The sequence below is a fragment of the Solwaraspora sp. WMMD937 genome (assembly GCF_029581175.1).
Lineage (GTDB): Bacteria > Actinomycetota > Actinomycetes > Mycobacteriales > Micromonosporaceae > Micromonospora_E.
Genome location: NZ_CP120738.1, coordinates 2,274,382 through 2,291,933, shown reverse-complemented (window position 1 = coordinate 2,291,933; position 17,552 = coordinate 2,274,382). Strand labels below are relative to the sequence as shown.

16 protein-coding genes are annotated in these 17,552 nt (G+C 73.1%); 7 read left to right on the top strand and 9 right to left on the bottom strand.

From position 1 onward, the window contains the following. Positions 1–7 precede the first annotated feature (7 nt). The 3 genes from O7621_RS09910 to mtrA all read right to left on the bottom strand — a co-directional run bounded on the left by O7621_RS09910 (position 8) and on the right by mtrA (position 4,336). Positions 8–1,834, bottom strand: a complete 1,827-nt coding sequence (locus O7621_RS09910) for an LpqB family beta-propeller domain-containing protein (protein ID WP_282233688.1) — start codon at positions 1,832–1,834, stop codon at positions 8–10. Continuing rightward, a complete protein-coding gene (gene mtrB / locus O7621_RS09905) occupies positions 1,831–3,516 on the bottom strand; it encodes an MtrAB system histidine kinase MtrB (protein WP_282234535.1) in 1,686 nt (561 codons plus the stop codon). Before mtrB ends, O7621_RS09910 begins: the two co-directional genes overlap by 4 nt. A 130-nt stretch (positions 3,517–3,646) precedes the next feature. Next, positions 3,647–4,336 (bottom strand): MtrAB system response regulator MtrA, encoded by a 690-nt coding sequence (gene mtrA, locus O7621_RS09900; protein ID WP_281551702.1) that lies wholly within the window; start codon positions 4,334–4,336, stop codon positions 3,647–3,649. 209 nt (positions 4,337–4,545) lie between these two features. Here mtrA and O7621_RS09895 point away from each other — a divergent pair, with 209 nt between their 5' ends. The 5 genes from O7621_RS09895 to O7621_RS09875 all read left to right on the top strand — a co-directional run bounded on the left by O7621_RS09895 (position 4,546) and on the right by O7621_RS09875 (position 9,979). Continuing rightward, positions 4,546–5,406 (top strand): hypothetical protein, encoded by an 861-nt coding sequence (locus tag O7621_RS09895; protein ID WP_282233687.1) that lies wholly within the window; start codon positions 4,546–4,548, stop codon positions 5,404–5,406. Then, on the top strand, positions 5,403–6,119 hold the full coding sequence (locus tag O7621_RS09890; protein ID WP_282233686.1) for a DUF4129 domain-containing protein: 717 nt from the start codon (positions 5,403–5,405) through the stop codon (positions 6,117–6,119). The genes O7621_RS09895 and O7621_RS09890 overlap by 4 nt, the downstream gene beginning before the upstream one ends. Next, positions 6,116–7,528: a DUF4350 domain-containing protein gene (locus tag O7621_RS09885; RefSeq protein ID WP_282233685.1), complete on the top strand. Its 1,413-nt coding sequence runs from the start codon at positions 6,116–6,118 to the stop codon at positions 7,526–7,528. The genes O7621_RS09890 and O7621_RS09885 overlap by 4 nt, the downstream gene beginning before the upstream one ends. Continuing rightward, entirely contained in the window at positions 7,525–8,523 is a 999-nt protein-coding gene (locus O7621_RS09880; protein ID WP_282233684.1) for a MoxR family ATPase, read from the top strand. The genes O7621_RS09885 and O7621_RS09880 overlap by 4 nt, the downstream gene beginning before the upstream one ends. A gap of 64 nt (positions 8,524–8,587) precedes the next feature. Beyond that, a complete protein-coding gene (locus O7621_RS09875; protein ID WP_282234534.1) occupies positions 8,588–9,979 on the top strand; it encodes a DUF58 domain-containing protein in 1,392 nt (463 codons plus the stop codon). Here O7621_RS09875 and O7621_RS09870 read toward each other — a convergent pair. Beyond that, positions 9,952–10,962 (bottom strand): stage II sporulation protein M, encoded by a 1,011-nt coding sequence (locus O7621_RS09870; protein WP_282234533.1) that lies wholly within the window; start codon positions 10,960–10,962, stop codon positions 9,952–9,954. The genes O7621_RS09875 and O7621_RS09870 overlap by 28 nt on opposite strands. Before the next feature lie 22 nt (positions 10,963–10,984). Here O7621_RS09870 and O7621_RS09865 point away from each other — a divergent pair, with 22 nt between their 5' ends. Together O7621_RS09865 and O7621_RS09860 are read left to right on the top strand one after the other, a co-directional pair. Then, complete coding sequence (locus O7621_RS09865; protein ID WP_282234532.1) at positions 10,985–12,070, top strand: RDD family protein; 1,086 nt, start codon at positions 10,985–10,987, stop codon at positions 12,068–12,070. A 39-nt stretch (positions 12,071–12,109) separates the two neighbouring features. Next, positions 12,110–12,262 (top strand): hypothetical protein, encoded by a 153-nt coding sequence (locus O7621_RS09860; protein WP_278173964.1) that lies wholly within the window; start codon positions 12,110–12,112, stop codon positions 12,260–12,262. A 204-nt stretch (positions 12,263–12,466) separates the two neighbouring features. Here the strand turns inward: O7621_RS09860 and manA are convergent, their stop codons facing one another. The 5 genes from manA to O7621_RS09835 all read right to left on the bottom strand — a co-directional run bounded on the left by manA (position 12,467) and on the right by O7621_RS09835 (position 17,511). Then, positions 12,467–13,657, bottom strand: a complete 1,191-nt coding sequence (gene manA / locus O7621_RS09855; protein ID WP_282233683.1) for a mannose-6-phosphate isomerase, class I — start codon at positions 13,655–13,657, stop codon at positions 12,467–12,469. A gap of 10 nt (positions 13,658–13,667) precedes the next feature. Further along, entirely contained in the window at positions 13,668–14,879 is a 1,212-nt protein-coding gene (locus O7621_RS09850; protein ID WP_282233682.1) for an SIS domain-containing protein, read from the bottom strand. Further along, complete coding sequence (locus O7621_RS09845; RefSeq protein ID WP_282233681.1) at positions 14,879–15,061, bottom strand: Trm112 family protein; 183 nt, start codon at positions 15,059–15,061, stop codon at positions 14,879–14,881. Before O7621_RS09845 ends, O7621_RS09850 begins: the two co-directional genes overlap by 1 nt. Positions 15,062–15,127: 66 nt before the next feature. Further along, on the bottom strand, positions 15,128–16,504 hold the full coding sequence (locus O7621_RS09840; protein WP_282233680.1) for a phosphomannomutase/phosphoglucomutase: 1,377 nt from the start codon (positions 16,502–16,504) through the stop codon (positions 15,128–15,130). 152 nt (positions 16,505–16,656) lie between these two features. Continuing rightward, complete coding sequence (locus O7621_RS09835) at positions 16,657–17,511, bottom strand: hypothetical protein (protein WP_282233679.1); 855 nt, start codon at positions 17,509–17,511, stop codon at positions 16,657–16,659. Between the last annotated feature and the right edge of the window lie 41 nt (positions 17,512–17,552).

Genomic DNA, 17,552 nt, shown 5'->3' with positions numbered 1-17,552 from the left:
CCGCAGGTCAGTACAGGAAGAACGGGGCGGTCGGATTGGTGACCGGGTTCTCCGGCTCCTCGGTCTCGCCCGGCTCCACCGCTTCGATCTCCTCCGGCCGGATCTGCTCACTCGGCTCGAACAGGTCGTACGGCACGCCGTTGGCGACGTACATCCGGGCACCGACCGTGCCGCCGCCGACCGGGTTGGCCGGATAGCCGGCCAGGTGGGTCACGCTCGCCCCGCCGAGGTCCCGCAGCGAACTGGTCTCGATCGCACCGTCCACCGTCACGTCGTACAGGCTGACCCGCCCGTCAGGGTTCGTGCCGGCCGCCACCAGCAGCGTCTCGGCCACCCAGTCGACCTGGGTGAGGTCGGACAGTGAGGTCGGCACCCGGCGGGGTGGCAGCACCTCGAGCTTGCCGCCCCGGCTCAGCGCGGCCACGTACAGCCGGCCGTCGACCACCAGCGCGATTCGGTGACCGTCCGGGGCCGCACCGACCGACTGCACCTCGCCCGTCACCCCGGGCAGCGTGACCTGTTCGACCGCACCGCTGCCGACCCGGAACGAGTACAGCCCGCCGTCCGCGACGACGAGACCCGCGTCACCTGGTGCCTTGAGCCAGACCGGCCGGCCGATGTCGTCGAAGGTCCGGGTGCTGGCGTCGAAGCTGGTGCCCGCCCCGGTCGCCGCGCCGACAATCAGCCGCTGGGCGCCGCCGTCGGCCACCGCGAGGGCCGCGTACGTGCCGCCACCGGCCTGGGTGAAGCCGGCGGTGACCACGTTCTGGTTGACCTCATCGGTGAGCACCGGGATCGGCTCGCCGGAGCGCGCCGAACTGCGCAACCGGTGCACCCGGCCCTGGTAGACGGTGAACCGTTCGGGCGTCTCGGGCAGCGCCTGGGTGCCGTTCATCGCCAGCAGGTCGGCGCCCGGGTACACCTTCGGAGTCTGCCCCTGGATGGTCAACTCCAGGTCGTTGTCGAACTCCGGCCACAGCGACCACATCAGCTGGGCGGCCAATCGGTCGAGTTCGCGTTCGTCGGCGAACGGGGTCGCGTCGGCGATCAACGTGACCTTCAGCCGGTCTCCGGTGTCGGGCACGTTGCCACCCGAGCGGATGCTGCTCGGCAGCGCCTGCACCGCCGAGGCGAGCCAGTTCGACGGCCCGCTGATCAGCATTTCCAGCAGGACGGTGCGCTGGCGCTCCAACGGCACCGCCACCGGCAGGTAACGCAGATCCGGCACCAGCGCCCGTTGGCTGGTGTCCCAGAAGTAGATGGTGCGCTGCAGGTAGAACGTGTTCAAAGCGTCCACGCTGAGCAGCAGCGCCGCGGGCGGGTTGAGGACGAACTTGCCCGTCTCACCGGCCACCGACCCGACCTGGAAGGTGTACTCGGTGAACTCCGGCTCCTGGGCGGGCAGCGGCTCCAGCGCCCCGTTCGGCCGCAGCAGGCCGAGCTTCTGGACGTCGAGCGCCACCTCCTCCACCCCGGCCTCGGCCCGGGTGATCTGCGGACGTTCCCGCAGTCGGACCACGGTCAGCGCGACCTCGGGATTGGGATCGCGGATGTCCGCCCGGTCCTGCGGCGCGACGTACTCGCGTACCTGTTCCACTGCCCGTTCCGCCTCCACGGCGGCGGCCTGCAGGAAGTTGACGACGAACGCCTCGGTGTTGTTGCGTTCGTCGAGCCGCGACGCCGGCGTCTGGGCCCCGCCGCCGCCGGTCGGCAGGCCGGGTGCCGGACCCTGCCCGTCGACCCGCACGTCGGTGTTCTCCGGAATGCCGCACCCGGCGAGCAGCAGACCGGCGAGCACCGACAGCAGCGCCAGTCGACGCCACCGGCGGGTCACGGTACCGCTCCGGTCGCGGCCACGCCGCCACTGGCCCGGTCGTCGGAGCCGACGCTCTGCTCCGGGAGGACCACCATCGTGCCGACCGGTTCGGCGCCGGGCGGAACGGGCTGCGGCGGCGCCCGCCACGGCTCGTCCGGATCGGCACCGTCCGACCCGCCGGGCGGCCGGCGGTCCTCCGGAACCAGCCGCAGCGGTGACGAGGCGAGCCGGTCACCGGCCCGGGCCGGCAGGGTGAGCCGGAACTGCGCACCCTCGCCGGGCGCGCCCCACGCTTCCAGCCAGCCGCCGTGCAGCCGGGCGTCCTCCACGCTGATCGACAGGCCGAGACCGGTCCCACCGGTCTGCCGGGCACGGGACGGATCCGCCCGCCAGAAGCGGTTGAACACCAGCTTGTCCTCCCCGGCCCGCAGGCCGACCCCATGATCACGTACGGTCACCGCGACCGCCGCATCGTCGACACCGAGAGTGACCACCACCGGCCGGCCCTCGCCGTGCTCGACGGCGTTGCCGACCAGGTTGCGCAGCACCCGCTCGACCCGACGGGGATCCACCTCGGCGATAACCGGCGTCGGGGGCAGTCGCAGCTCGATCCGCACGCCGAGCCGCGCGGCCAGCCCGTCGAGCCGGTCAGCGACCCGGCGGACCACCGGCACCAGGTCGGTCGGCTCGGCGTCCAGCACCGCGAACCCGGCGTCGAACCGGCTGATCTCCAGCAGGTCGGTGAGCAGGCTCTCGAACCGGTCCAGCTCGGTCTGCAGTAGTTCGGCGCTGCGGGCCGCCGCCGGGTCGAAGCCGTCCCGCTCGGCGAAGAGCAGATCGGCGGCCATCCGTACAGTGGTCAGCGGGGTGCGCAGCTCGTGCGACACGTCGGAGGTGAACCGACGCTGCAGCCGGGACATCTCCTCCAGCCGGGTGATCTGCCGCTGCAGGTTGGTCGCCATCTGGTTGAACGAGGCGGCCAGCATGGCCAGGTCGTCCTCGCCGTCGACCACCATCCGTTGGTCCAGCAGCCCGGCGGAGAGTCGCTGCGCGGTGCGCGCGGCCACCCGTACCGGTGTGACGACCAGCCTGGTGACCAGCGCGGCCAGCAGGCCGAGCAGCATCACCAGGGCCAGTCCGGTGATGAGCACGGTCGCCCGGATCTGGTTGGCGGCCTGATCCTGGGTGGTCAGCGGCACCAGGTAGTAGAGCTCGACCTGACCGAACTTGGTCGGCACCGGGGAGCCGTAGACCAGGTACTTGAGCCGCCCCTCGCCGAGGTCACCGGTGCGGATCTGATGCGCCTGGGCACCGGAGCCGACGTGCCGGGCCAGCTCGTCGCTGATCATGCCGGACGCGTCCACCGCCGGCGAGGTCGCCGACTGGATCAGTGGGTAGCCGCTCGCCGCCATCACCACGACCACCCCACCCACCTGGTCGGGGTCGCCGCCGGCCAGGGTGCTGACGGTCAGCTCGAAGGTCACCCGGACCTGCGGGTCGAAGTACTGCGGATGCACGCTCATCTGCTCGGCGGCGTAGTCCCGCCCGTGGGTCAGCCGCCGCTGCACGTCCTCCCGGGCCCGGTCCAGCAGAATGTTGGTGCTCTGCGACGCCACCATGTACGCGAACCCGCCGACCAGCAGGCCGGACGCGACCAGGGTGATGGTCACCACCCGCAGCTGCAGGGACCTGCGCCACATCCGCTGGGCGCCGCTGGTCACCGGCCGGGTCCGGGCCAGCAGCAGCTCCCGTGCCAGGCGCAGTGCGCCAGTGACACGGGAGAGCAGGTCGGACACGGTGCGGGATCGGCCAGCCACAGTACCGACCAGGCTAGCCGGTGCCCGCCTTGTAGCCCACGCCCCGAACGGTGAGGATGATTTCGGGTCGCTCCGGATCCGGCTCGATCTTGGCGCGCAACCGCTGCACGTGCACGTTCACCAGCCGGGTGTCGGCCGCGTGCCGGTAACCCCAGACCTGCTCCAGTAGCACCTCACGGGTGAACACCTGGCGCGGCTTGCGGGCCAGCGCGACCAGCAGGTCGAACTCCAACGGAGTCAGCTTCACCTCCGCACCGTCGCGGCTGACGGTGTGCGCCGGCACGTCGATGGTGATCTGGTTCCCCGGTGGCCCGATGGTGAGCAGTTCGGGCGCGACGTCCTCACCCCGGCGCAGCCGGGCCCGCATCCGGGCGACCAGCTCCTTGGGCTTGAACGGCTTCACCACGTAGTCGTCGGCGCCGGACTCCAGGCCGAGCACGACGTCGACGGTGTCGCTCTTGGCGGTGAGCATGACGATCGGGATGCCCGATTCGGAACGGATCGCCCGGCAGACGTCGATCCCACTCATCCCGGGCAGCATCAGGTCGAGCAGCACGATGTCCGGCCGGTTGTCCCGGAACGCGGCGAGCGCCCGCTCACCGTCGGCAACGAACGACGGCAGGAAGCCCTCGCTGCGCAGCACGATACCCATCATCTCCGCCAGGGCGGGATCGTCATCGACAACCAGCACGCGGGCTCTCATGTGACCAATATTCCATCCCGGTTCCAGCGGTGGGGGACCGCCACCGGCCGTGCCGGTGGCAGCGCCACCGGCCCGGTCATGACATCCCCGCACGGTCACGACATTCCAGACGGCACGCCGCCCTACAGCGGCTGACGGCGATCCGCGTGCCACGATGGTAGGCCAGCGCCCCGTCCGAACCATCGACCACCTCGTCACCAGGAGTCCGCGTGGATCACGCCGGCCCGCCCGACGTGCTGCCGCTGCGCCCGCTCACCACGGGCGAACTGCTGGACGCAGCCGTGGGTCTGCTCCGCGGCCACGCGCCCGTCCTGTTGACCGTCGGCGCCGTACTCGCTCTCGGTGAGCAACTGCTGCTGCTCCCACTGCGCGAGGCGGCCGGAGCCACCGCCCCCGGGTACCTGCCGAGCTGGAACCGGCTCGGCCTCTACTGGCTACTGCTCGCCGCCGGGGCAGCCCTCGAAGTGACGGCGATCGCCCTGCTCAGCGGCCTCACCTCGCGGGCGGCCGGAGCGGCGCTGTCCGGTCGGCGCAGCACCGGGGCCCGGCTGCTCGACCCGCGCGGCGGCCGGTTCGCCGCAGTCGTGCTGGTCGCCTGGGCAGCCGGCACCATCATGTTCACCGCCGCGCTCGCCGGACCGGTCTGGTTCATCGGGTACGCGGTCCTCGGGCTGGCGGTCCCAGCCGTGGTGCTGGACCGGGTGCCGGTCTGGCAGTCGCTGGCCCGGTCCGCCGCGCTCGCCACCCGCGCCGGGCTGCGCGCCGGGCTGATCCGCGTCCTGGGCTACCTGATCTGGTTCGTCATCCGCGCCGGCCTGGCCATCGGCGCGGTGAACCTGGTCGACCGGGACGCGGCGTGGCTCGCCGTCGCGACCGTCGCCGGCTGGACCCTTCTCAACGCGGTCGGCTACCCGGCACTCGCCTGCCTGGACGCCGTCCTGCACGTGGAGACGCGGATGCGTACCGAAGGACTGGACATCCGCCTGCGGCGAGCGTCGACCCCGACGACCACCTTCCGGGCCGCAGCGTCGGTGAGGCCGGACGCCGGTTTGCCGGTGGCTGGCAGGTGATCGCGACCGTGAGCCGCTGGTGGACCGAGTTCGTCGCCGCCGTCGGCGACGTCGTCCCGCTGCCCCTTGCCACAGTGCTGCTGATGGCCGGCGCCGCGTTGGTCGCCCTCGGATGGTTCCACTGGCCCCGCTGGTGGCCACGGCGCCGGCCCGGTCCATGGGGCTGGCTGGGCCGGCCGGGCCTGACCGACCGGCTGCGCCGGCTGGGCCGCTGGCGGCCGGCACCGCCCGGCCTGCCCCGCTGGCTGACCTCGTTCGATCCGCGCCGCTGGCTGGCCGCGTTCGATCCACGCCGCTGGCGGCGCCGGACGGCGACCGCCGGCGGCGATCGCCCCGGTGGTTCGCCGGTGCCGCCGCCCCGGTCGACCGACGTTCCGGCCGCACTCGCCGACCGGTACGCCGACCAGGGCCGGTACGCCGAGGCGGTCCGGGAACGGTTGCGCGCGATGGTCGTTGAGGTCACCGACCACGGGGTGCTCACCGACCGCCCCAGCTGGACCGTCACCGAACTCGCCGACGTGGCCGGGCGGACCGAGCCGGCCGCCCACCCCGTGCTGACCGAGGCCGGCGACATCTTCAGCGACGTGTGGTACGGAGAGCAGCCGGCACTGCCCGGCCACGACCGGCGGATGCGCGAACTCGCCGGCCAGCTGCGTCACGCACTCGACCAGGACCGTCGGCCCGCCGGCCAGCGACCGGGCCGGCGACGGTGACCCGGCCCGGTGTCCGCCGCCAACGGCTGCCACGGCGGCGGTGGCGGTGGCTGCGGATCGCGATCCCGTTCACGGTGGTCGGCGTACTGCTCGTCGGCACCGCCGTGGCGTACCAGCTGACCCACCCGGACCCGACCCGGCCCGGTTTCCTCTCCCCGACCAACCACGGCCCGGACGGCGGCAGCGACCTCGCCGCCGCGTTGCGCGACGACGGTATCGCCGTCCACTCCGCCGACGGGACCGTCGGCGCGATCCGCGCCGCGCTGACCGGACCCACCACGCTGTTCGTTCCCGCCCCCACCCTGGTGCATCCGGACTACCTGCAGGCGCTCGGTCGGATGCCGGCCGGGACCCGGGTGCTGCTGGTCGACCCGCCGGCCCGGCTGCTACGCGGCGAGCCGCTGCCGGTCGAGCGCCGCGCCCGGCGCTGGGCGGCCCAGGTCGACGATCCGGACCACGACGGCCGGCCGTGCGCACTGCCCGAGGTGGCCGACACCGGACCGGCGGCGGCCGTACGGCAGCGTTACGCTGCCCCGCCCGGAATCGACCCGGACCGGTTCGACCTGTGTTTCGATGCCGGCCTGGCCCGGCTCGACTGGGGGCAGGCCGAGCTGGTGGTGGTCGGGGCGAGCGACCCGTTCCGCAACGACCGGTTCGACGAGCACCGCAACGCGCGGTTCGCCGCCCAGCTGCTCGGCACCCGGGCGCAGGTGGTCTGGCTCGACCTCGCCCGCCCGGACACCCCACCGGAGCCCGGGGAGCCGGTGCAGCAGCCGTCGATCCACCTCGGCGAGGACGATCCGAGCGCCGGCCCGCAGGTCAGCGCCCAGCCGACCGGGCGACCGCAGGGACCCGTGGCCAGCGAGGTCCGGCCGTCGCAGGACACCCTGCTGGACGCCTTTCCGCCGTGGTTCTGGGCGTCGCTCGCCCAGCTGGCCGTCGCCGCCCTGGTACTGGTGCTGTGGCGGGCCCGCCGGTTCGGTCCACCGGTGTCCGAGGCGCTGCCGGTGACAGTTCCGGTTGCCGAGACGATGCTGGGCCGAGGGCAGCTCTACCGGCGGTCCCGGGAACGGGCCCCCACCACGGGTATCCTGCGTACCGCCGCGCTGGCCCGGCTCGTTCCGATGCTGGATCTGCCTGATCAACCCCAACCGGCGGACGTCGTGGCGGCGGTCGCCGACCGGACCGGGGCGTCCGCCGAGCAGATCGACGCGTTGCTGTACGGGCCGCCGCCCACCACCGACGGCGACCTGCTACACCTGGCCCGGCGGCTGGCCGCCCTGCCCACCGAGGTCGCCGGTCCGGCCAACCGCATCGAACCGGCAGACGGGCCGGTCCGGACACCGTCCGACGGGCCGGTGGCTCCGGCACCCCGGTCCCCATCCGCGATCGAAGGAGAACCCTGGTGACCCGACCCAGCGTGACCGGTCCGGCGGACGCCGCACCCGCCGACCACGACGCGGCCCGTGACGCGCTACGCCGGCTGCGTGCCGAGGTCGCCAAGGCCGTGGTCGGGCAGGACGCCGTGGTCACCGGTCTGGTCATCGCGCTGCTCTGCCGTGGGCACGTGCTGCTCGAAGGCGTACCCGGCGTCGCCAAGACGCTGCTGGTACGCGCGTTCGCCGCAGCGCTGGATCTGGACGCCAAGCGGGTGCAGTTCACCCCGGACCTGATGCCGGGCGACGTCACCGGGTCACTCATCTTCGATCCACGGAGTGCCGCGTTCACCTTCCGGGAAGGCCCGGTCTTCACCAACCTGCTGCTCGCCGACGAGATCAACCGGACACCACCGAAGACGCAGTCGGCCCTGCTCGAGGTGATGGAGGAGCACCAGGTCTCGGTGGAAGGGGTCCGCCGGCCGCTGCCGGCACCGTTCATCGTGGCCGCCACCCAGAACCCGATCGAGTACGAGGGCACCTACCCGTTGCCGGAGGCGCAGCTCGACCGGTTCCTGCTCAAGCTGTCCGTACCGCTGCCCAGCCGGAACGAGGAACTTGGCGTGCTGCGGGCCCACCACGCCGGCTTCGATCCGGCGGACCTGGCCGCCGCCGGGGTGCGCCCGGTCGCCGGGGCGGCCGACCTGGCCGCAGCCCGCCGGGCCATCGGGCAGGTACGGGTCAGCGAAGAGGTGTTCGGCTACATCGTGGACCTGTGCCGGGCCACCCGGACGGCTCCCGCGCTGACGCTCGGTGCCTCACCGCGGGGCACCACCGCGCTGCTCAACACCGCCAAGGCGTGGGGGTGGCTGGCCGGCCGCGACTACGTCACACCGGACGACGTGAAGGCGGTCACCCGGGCCACCCTGCGGCACCGGATCCGGCTCCGGCCGGAGGCGGAGTTGGAGGGGGTCACCGAGGACGCCGTACTCGAATCGGTGCTCGGCGCCGTCCCGACGCCACGGTGACCGGGCCTGACGCCACCGTGACCAGGTCGCTGGCGCCGCCGGCCGGGGCCGGGTGGGCGCCGTGCTGACCTGGCGGGCGGCGGCGCTGCTCGGGGTCGGCGCGGTGACCCTGCCGTGGTGGCCGCAGCCATGGTTGGGTCTGGTGATCGTCACCGGATCGGTGGCCCTGCTCGCGCTGATCGACCTGGCGTGGGCCGCCCCGCTGAGCGCCCTGGAACTGCGCCGCGACGGCGACCGGACCAGTTGGTTCGGCACTGCGGCGACGGTGACGTTGCGGCTGCGCAACGGCTCCCGACGGCGGCTGCGGGCCGAGGTCCGCGACGCCTGGACCCCGTCGGCCTGCGCCGCCCCCGCCGAGAGCATCGACGCCGGCTCCGCCGGCACCGATCCAGCCGATGGCGCCGGCACCGCCGCCTACCCTGCCGGCACCGTCGGCGGTGGACCCATCTGGCGGGTACGGCTGGCACCGGGAGCTACCGCCGCACTACCCGCCGCACTCAGCCCGACCCGTCGCGGCGACCGCCGCGCCGTCGAGGTGACCGTCCGGTCCACCGGCCCACTCGGGCTGGCGTTCCGGCAGCGACGCCGACGGCCGGCCACCCCGCAGTGGACGCTGCGGGTGCTGCCCCATTTCGACTCCCGGCGGCTGTTGCCGGAGAAACTGGCCCGGCTGCGGGTGATCGACGGCATGCGGGCGGCCCGGGGACGGGGGCAGGGCACCGAGTTCGACAACCTGCGCGAGTACGTGGTCGGCGACGACGTACGGTCGATCGACTGGCGAGCCAGCGCCCGGCGCTCCGACGTACTGGTCCGGACGTGGCGTCCGGAGCGGGACCGGCGGGTGGTGTTCGTCCTGGACACCGGGCGCACGTCGGCGGTCCGCGTCGGCGACCAGCCCCGGTTGGACGTGGCGATCGACGCCGCGCTGCTGCTGGCCACGCTGGCGCACCGGGCCGGCGACCGGTTCGACCTGCTGGCGGTGGACACGAAGGTCCGGGCCCGGATCTGGGGTGCGAGCCGACAGACCCTGCTGCCCCGGTTGGTCGCCGAACTGGCGGCGCTGCAACCGACGCTGGTGGAGACGGACCACGAGCTGATGGTCGGTGAGGTGCTCCGCCGGGAGACTCGCCGGTCCCTGGTGGTGCTCTGCACCGCGCTGGAGCCGGCGGCGCTCGGCGACGGACTGCTGCCGGTGCTGCCCCGGCTCGTCACCCGGCACCAGGTGGTGGTGGCTGCGGTCGGGGATCCGGCGGTGCCGGCCGTCGTCAACGGGCCGGTGCGCGACGTCGCCGACGCATACCTCGCCGCCTCCGCAGCACAGACCACGGCCGAGCGGGACCGGGTCGGTGGTGCGCTGCGTCGGCACGGCGTCCCGGTGCTGGACGCGGCCGCGCCGAGCTTCGCCGGCCGGCTCGCCGACCTCTACCTTCAGCTGAAACTGCTCGGCCGGCTCTGATCCGGATCAGCGGGGTGCCGGGCCGGGTCGGCGGGGCGCCGGGAGCCGAGGATGAGGACGTAGCTGAGGAAAGCGAGCCAGGCGGCGAACCCGGCCGCGACCCGCAGCCAGGTCGGCAGCGGTGCCGGGGTGACGAAGGCCTCGATCAGCCCGGCCGCCGCGAACAGCAGCACCAGCCCGAGCGCCACCAGTACGCCGGAGAGCCCGGCCTCGGCGACCGCCCGGCCCCGGGTCAGGTGCGCCGGCGGCGCGATCCACGCCCCGCCGATCCGCAGCCCCACGCCGGCAGCGATGAAGACGCCGGTCAACTCCAGCAGACCGTGCGGCGTGACCAGTCCGAAGAAGACATCCGCCCGGTCGTACGAGATCATCACCCCACCGGTGACCCCGAGATTCAGCGCGTTCACCCAGAGCAGGTAGAGCACCGGGACCACCAGTACGCCCGCGGCCAGGCACTGCGCGGCGAGCCAGGCGTTGTGCGCCCACAACTGGGCGGCGAAGTTCGGTGCCGCGTACCGGGTGTAGTAGCCGGCGAAGCTCGACTCGGCGAGCTCAGCGGCGGCCCGGTCACCTATCAGCAGCCGGGCGCTGTCCGGATTGCCGGCCACCCACCACATCAGAAAACCGGTGAGCGTGCAGAAGGCGACCGCCACCGCCGCCCACCAGGGCGCCGCCTGGAACACCGCCCGGGGGAACCCGACGCTGAAAAACCGGCCGACCCGGGCCCAGGAGAATCCCCGACCCCGGGTTAGCCGAGCGCGGGCCGCCAGCACCAGCCGGGACAGCCGGGCGACCAGCGCCGGGTCCGGCGAGCGGCTGCGGACCGCCGACAGGTGGGTGGCGGTCCGCTGGTAGAGCGCGACCAGCTCGTCCACCTCGGCGACGGTTAGTCGCCGGGCACGCACGAGCTGTTCCAGTCGTCGCCACTGGGGCTCGTGCTCCGCCACGTACGCGTCGAGGTCCACGGCCACCTCCCGTCCCATAGTGTTCACTGGCAGGGTGGCCATGCAGACAACCGGGGGCGGCAGGCTGGTCAGCGGCGAAGCTGTCGAGGTGGAGGTACGGCTGGCCCGGCTCGGCTCGCGGCTGCTGGCCCTGCTCGTCGACCTCGTCGTGCAGGCGCTGATCGCGGTGGTGCTGGCGGTCCTGGCCGGGCTGCTGCTCGCGTCGATGCGCGCGTCCATCGAGGTGGATCAGGCGCTCGGGCAGGCGCTACTCACGGTCGGCGCGGTCCTGGTGCTGGTCGGCTACCCGGTGCTGTGCGAGACGCTGAACGCCGGCCGTACCGTCGGCAAGCTGGCGGTCGGCGTCCGGGTGGTACGCGACGACGGCAGCCCGCCACGTTTCCGACACTCGCTGACCCGTGCCCTGGTCGGCGTGGCCGCAGAGTGGCCCGGTCTGCTGCTGCCGCCGCTCACCTGGCTGGCCAGCCTGGTGACCTTGGCAATCAACCGGGACGGCAAACGCCTCGGCGACCTGGCCGCCGGCACGGTCGTGGTGCACGATCGGGCCCCTGCGGCCTGGGGGTGGGTGCCGGACATGCCGCCGGTGCTCGCCGGTTGGGCCCGTACCCTCGACCTGAGCCGCCTCGACGACGACCTCGCGCTGGACGTACGGCATCTGCTCGCCCGGGGGCACGGGTTCGCCGAACCGGCCCGCTCCGACCTGGTCCGGTTGGTGACCGAACAGGTCTCGGCGGTGGTTACTCCCCCGCCGCCGGCCGGTGTTCCGGACTGGGCCTACCTGGCGGCGGTTCTCGCCGAACGCCGTCGCCGGTCGGCGCAGCGACTGGCCCGAACCAGGTCGGTGACCGCCGCGCTCTGGCCGGAACTCGCCGCGGTGAGTCCGGCGCGCACGAGCGCCCCGCGTCCGGCGGCGCCGGTCCGGGCCGCTGCGCCCGAGTCGGTCGCGCCGGCGCAGCGGGACGGACCGGACTGGCCGCGCGGCAACTGGCCGCGGCCGCCCTGGTTGGGCCCGACGGCGGAGCAGCCGGACTGGACCGGGGTACGCCGTCCACCGGTCGCCAGCACGCTGCGCACCGCAGGCGCACGATCCGACCGAGAGCGGCCGCCCGGATCCGCACTGTCGTGAACCGGCTTACGACTGGCCGGGTGTGGCAGCATCGGTGCTGTGAAGGCATTCCTCCCGTGGTTGGTCGTCCTTGCCCTGGTGATCCTGTTGAACGCGGTCGGGTTGCGCCCGTTGGCCACCGCGCTGGCCCTCGGTTGGCTGGCGTACTGCATCTGGACCTGGGTACGACCGGGCAGCCGCTCCCAGGGTTGACCTCGCCGGCACGCCACGAGTCGGTAATTTCCGGATTAGCTTGACAGTGCGACTACTCACTGCAAATCTATGACTACGTCGCGTCACGATGATCGTCACGCTGACGCGCGGGGGAACCAAACCGGGGGGATGCGCGGGGCGGCTGTCGGTGAGCGGAGCGGACGCTCACCCGGCCGCCCCGCGTGCTTGTCCGCCAGCAGCCGGCTACTCGATCGACGGACCGACCGAGGCGACGAAGGCCGTACCAGTGCCGGAGAGCGCCAACGGTGTCCCGCCGGCCGGCCCCACCGCCGCCTGCCCGGCCCGGACCGACACCGCCGCCACATCGTCGTCGACGGTGACCTCACCGGCGACGCAGAGCACCACCCGGGGGCCTTCGACCGGCACTGACACCCGTCGCACGTCAGCGTCGAGCACAACCCGGTGCAGCGCGAACTCGGCGACCGGCACCGGCCAGGTGACCACCCCGGAAGCGACCGGCTGGACGCGTACCACCGGGTCGTCGAGCACCTCGAAGCGCAGCACCCGCAGCAGCTCTGCGACATCGACGTGCTTTGGGGTCAACCCCCCGCGCAGCACATTGTCGCTGGCCGCCATGATCTCCACGCCGGCACCCCGCAGGTACGCGTGCAGGTTGCCGGCCGGCATCCAGATCGCCTCCCCCGGAGCCAGGGTGACCTGGTTGAGCAGCAGCGCCACCAGCACCCCGGGGTCGGCCGGATAGTGCCCGGCCAGCCGGCGCAGCAGCGCCCCGTCGGCGGCGTACCGCGTCGGCAGTCGGTCGGCACCCGCCACCGCCGCCGCGACCAGAGCCGGTCGTTGCGGCCGCGGCCACCGCAGCAGCCGCTCCAACGCCTCCGGCAGCCCGTCCGGGCCGACCCGCAACGCCTTGGTCACCGGCTCCAACTCGTCGACACCCAACGCCGCCAGCACCTCGGCGGAGAGCTGCGGCACCCGGAAGCCGCAGAGCGCATCGAACTCGCTGAGCGCCACCAGCAGCTCCGGCTTGTGGTGCGGGTCGACGTAGTTACGCCCCGCCGAGGTGGCCGGCAGCTTCGACTGCGCGGCGTACCCGGCGCGGGCCTGCGCCGCGTCCGGATGCGCCTGCAACGACAGCGGCGTCTCGGCGGCCAGCACCTTCATCAGGTACGGCAGCCGCCCGTCGAACCGGGTCGCGGTCGGCTCGCCCAGCCAGCCCACCGGATCCTGGTCGATCAGCTCCGGCAGCCCGACCAGCGCCGCGCCCCGTCGCACCTGGGACGGCGCGCCGGGGTGGGCACCCAGCCAGAGCTCCGCCTCCGGCCCGGGTGCCGGAGCCGGGCGCCCCTGCAGCTGCGCGATGACGGTCCGCGACCCCCAGGCGTAGTCCCGGATCCGGCCGGTCAACAGTTCCACGACGCCCGCCTCAGGTGGTGGAGAGTTCCTTCATCTCGCTCACCGCCGGCACCGCCATCGGGTCCAGATGGTGCGCCAACGCCAGGTAGACGGAGGCGAAGTCGGGGACCGAGATCAACGAGGCGAGCCGTTCCAGCGCCGAACCGCCCTCCGCGGTGATCACGTCACACCGCACACCGCGCCGGTCCGCCAGGGTCTGCACCGCCTCGGCCCGGCGCTCCTCGACCACGAAGGGTTCGTCGGCGTCGTCCTCCGGATTCAGCCCACCGTCGCGCAGCAGCACCAGACGCAGCCGGGTCGGCGACTCGGACTGGTCGTCGTCGTCCGGGTCGGCGAAAATGTCCCGGGTCGACTCGCCCAAGCCGCCGAAGACCCCGTCGAGCAGCCCTACCCGACCCCGGCCGGCCTCACCGAGCGCCCCGGTGACCACCGGGTAGCGGGCGTTCGTGGACAGCGTGTCGCCGAACCGGCGGGCGGCGACCGACGCCACCGGCGACGAGCCCCAGACGATCGGCACCGAACCGGCCAGCCCGAGAGCGAGGGCCTTCGCCGGGTTGACGAACGACTCGGCGGCCGGGCGGCACCGCTCGGCGTCGGCGTCCAGCCGGGCCGCCGTCTCCGCCAGATCCGCCTCGTTGACCTTGACCAGGCCCAACGCCCGCGCTGCCAGCAGCACCGGCACGGTCAACGCCCAGAGGCTGGCCCGAGCCGGGGCCCGTCGCGGCACCGGGACGAACGGGGCGCGTACCCCTTCGGCGACCGACTGCAGCTGCGAGTCCGGCGGCCCGACGGCGACCAGCCGGGCACCGCGCCGGGCGGCGGCCTGAGCCGCACCCAGCGCCTCCGGGCTGCGCCCCGAAGCGCTGACCGCGATGACCACGTCCGCCGCGCCTACCCAGCCGGGCACGCCGGCGCTGCGGTGCGGGATCACCGGTACGGGACAGCGCGGTCCGGCCACAGTGGCCAGCACGTCGCCGGTCCGCCCGGCGGTACCGATCCCGGCGATGACGACCGCCCGGGGCCGCCCCTCGTCGCCGAGCACACCGAGGTTTGCCTCGGCGGCCAACGCCGCCGACTCGCGCACCTGGGCACCGGCCGACGCGGTGAACCGCAGCATGCCGCCGGGATCGGTCGAGTTGAGCCCGTCCACGTCGTCGAGCAGCGCCTCGTCGGCGACCCGCCGACCCACCACCCCGGACGTGCCGTCGATCGGAACCGCCATCAGCCGGCCTCGCCGGGCCGGCGGGCCTCGTCCAGCAGCAGCACCGGAATCCCGTCCCGCACCTCGAAGACCCGCGAGCACTCCGGACAGGTGAGGGTCGACGCGGCAGCGTCGTAGGTCAACGGCGTGTGGTGCGTGTCCGGGCAGGCGAGGATCTCCAGCAGCTGCTGATCCAGGGCCATCGGATGGCTCCTTCCACGTGTCTCGCCGGCGGACCCCGTCCCGGGGTGCGCCTTCCGGTGAAGATCCTAGCCGCGAACCAGCGCGAGCACCCCGTCGCGCAGTTCGGCCATCCGCTCGGTGGTCGGTGCCTCCACGTTGAGCCGCAGCAACGGCTCGGTGTTCGAGGCACGGATGTTGATCCAGGCACCGTCGTCGAAGCGGACGGTCAGCCCGTCCAGCTCATCGGTGTCGGCATCGGCGTACGCCGCCTTGATCTCGGCGAGCTTGGCCTGCTGATCGGTGACCGTCGAGTTGATCTCGCCAGAGGCGACGTACCGCTCGAACTCGTGGGCCAGCTCGGACAGCGGCTTGTCCTGCTCGCCGAGCGCGGCCAGCATGTGCATCGCGGCCAGCATCCCGGTGTCGGCGAACCAGAAGTCCCGGAAGTAGTAGTGCGCCGAGTGCTCACCGCCGAAGACCGCGTTGGTCCGGGCCATCTCGGCCTTGATGAACGAGTGACCGACCCGGGAGCGCACCGGCTCGCCGCCGTTCTCCCGGACGATCTCGGCCACCGCGCTGGAGGTGATCAGATTGTGGATGACCGTCTCACCGGGGTGTTTGGCCAGCTCCCGAGCTGCGACCAGGGCGGTGATCGCCGACGGCGAGACCGGCTCGCCACGCTCGTCGACGACGAAGCAGCGGTCGGCGTCGCCGTCGAACGCCAACCCCAGGTCGGCGTTGTGTTCCCGGACCGCTTTCTGCAGGTCGACGATGTTCTCCGGGTTAAGCGGGTTCGCCTCGTGGTTCGGGAACGAGCCGTCCAGCTCGAAGTACATCGGCACGATGGTCAGCGGCAGAGCCGGCAGCACCGTGTCACCGAGGACCGCGGGCACGGTGTAGCCGCCCATCCCGTTGCCGGCGTCGACGACCACCTTGAGCGGCCGGATCGCGGACAGGTCGACCAGGGTACGCAGATGCGCGGCGTAGTCGGCGAGCAGTTCGCGCCGCTCGACCCGGTCCCCGCCGGACGGCACCTCGCCGCCGTCGAGCAGCGCCTGTGCCCGGTCCCGGATGTCGGTCAGCCCGGAGTCCTGGCCGATCGGCGCCGCCCCGGCCCGGCACATCTTGATGCCGTTGTACTGGGCTGGGTTGTGGCTGGCGGTGAACATCGCGCCGGGCAGTTCCAGCGCGCCGGAAGCGTAGTAGAGCAGATCGGTGGAGGCCAGCCCGGCGTGCAGCACCTCGGCCCCGGCGGCGGTGGCCCCGGCGGCGAACGCGTCGGCCAGCGGCGGCGACGACTCACGCATGTCGTGGGCGATGACGATCCGGTCGGCTTTGTCGCCGCGCTCGGCCAGAACCTGCACGAACGCGGTACCGATGGCCCGGGCCACGGTCTCGTTCAACTGGTCGGGAGTGGTGCCACGGACGTCGTAGGCCTTGACGATTTTGGACAAGTCAGACAAGGTCTCGCTCCTCAGCCGTGCCGATGCCAACACGAGTGAGGGTAACGGAGCGGTGGGCAATGCCTTCGGCCAAGGCTGACGGTCCATCCTCCGGCAGCACGATGTTCATCCTCCGGCCGGATACGCCGCTGCAGGGAGCGCTCAGCCGCTGGTCAGCGCCGGATCCGGGGTAACAGCATGGTCGCCCCGCCGTCCCCGACATCCCCACCAGGACCACCCGTACCGCTGGCTGCCGACCGGGCTGGGCGCAGTCTGCGGATCAGCAGCACCAGCAGGGCGATGCCGACAGCGACCATGCCGACCCCGGCGGCCATCACCCCGGTGCCGATGCCGGAACCGTCGTCACCAGCCGACCCACCGGTGGTGCCGGCCGCGGCCAGCAGGTCCTGGTCGGGCAGTACGGCCGGCGCGTCGCTCGGCTCCACGGCCGTGCTGTCGACCGTCGGTTCAGGGGTCGGCTCCGCACTCGGTGACGGGGTCGGCGGACCCGGCTGGTAGGTGCCGGCGAGCCGGCCACCGACCCGCTTGGCCCCGGCTTCCCGGCCGAGCAGGACCCCACCGGCGGTGTACGCCTCACCGACGATGTGCGCGACTCCGGCCGGCGCACCGGCCCGGAACGCCATCCGGTAGCGGACCGAGCGGCTCTTGCCCTTGCACAGTTCGTCCTTCTCCGGCGCGGTGTGCTCGGTCAGCAGCAGCCCGTCGCCGTTGTCCCACAGCGGCACGGTCACCCAGTCGTCGTCGATCCGGGCCTGCACGGCGACCTGATCGGGAGTGACGCCGGGCAGCCGGATCGCCAGTGCGGTGCGCGCCGCCACGCACCCGTCGGTGCGTTTGGTCACCTTGACGGTCACCCCACCGGCATTCTCGCCAGCGGTGAACTTGCTCGGCAGATCGATCCGCACCCGCTCGTCCTGACCGTACGCGGGGGCCGCGGCGAGCACCGCTGTGCCAAAGGTCAGCGCGAGCACCGTCGCCAGTCGAGCCGCGCCACGCCGTACCGACATCTCCGCCTCGCCTCCCGCGTCGCCGGCACCCGCGCTTCGGA

Excerpts from the sequence above, each read along its gene's own strand:
- O7621_RS09850 (WP_282233682.1), bottom strand. The coding sequence starts at position 14,879 with ATGGCGGTTCCGATCGACGGCACGTCCGGGGTGGTGGGTCGGCGGGTC.
- O7621_RS09865 (WP_282234532.1), top strand. The coding sequence starts at position 10,985 with ATGCAGACAACCGGGGGCGGCAGGCTGGTCAGCGGCGAAGCTGTCGAG.
- O7621_RS09845 (WP_282233681.1), bottom strand. The coding sequence starts at position 15,061 with ATGGCCCTGGATCAGCAGCTGCTGGAGATCCTCGCCTGCCCGGACACG.
- O7621_RS09870 (WP_282234533.1), bottom strand. The coding sequence starts at position 10,962 with ATGGGACGGGAGGTGGCCGTGGACCTCGACGCGTACGTGGCGGAGCAC.
- mtrA (WP_281551702.1), bottom strand. The coding sequence starts at position 4,336 with ATGAGAGCCCGCGTGCTGGTTGTCGATGACGATCCCGCCCTGGCGGAG.
- O7621_RS09835 (WP_282233679.1), bottom strand. The coding sequence starts at position 17,511 with ATGTCGGTACGGCGTGGCGCGGCTCGACTGGCGACGGTGCTCGCGCTG.
- mtrB (WP_282234535.1), bottom strand. The coding sequence starts at position 3,516 with ATGTGGCGCAGGTCCCTGCAGCTGCGGGTGGTGACCATCACCCTGGTC.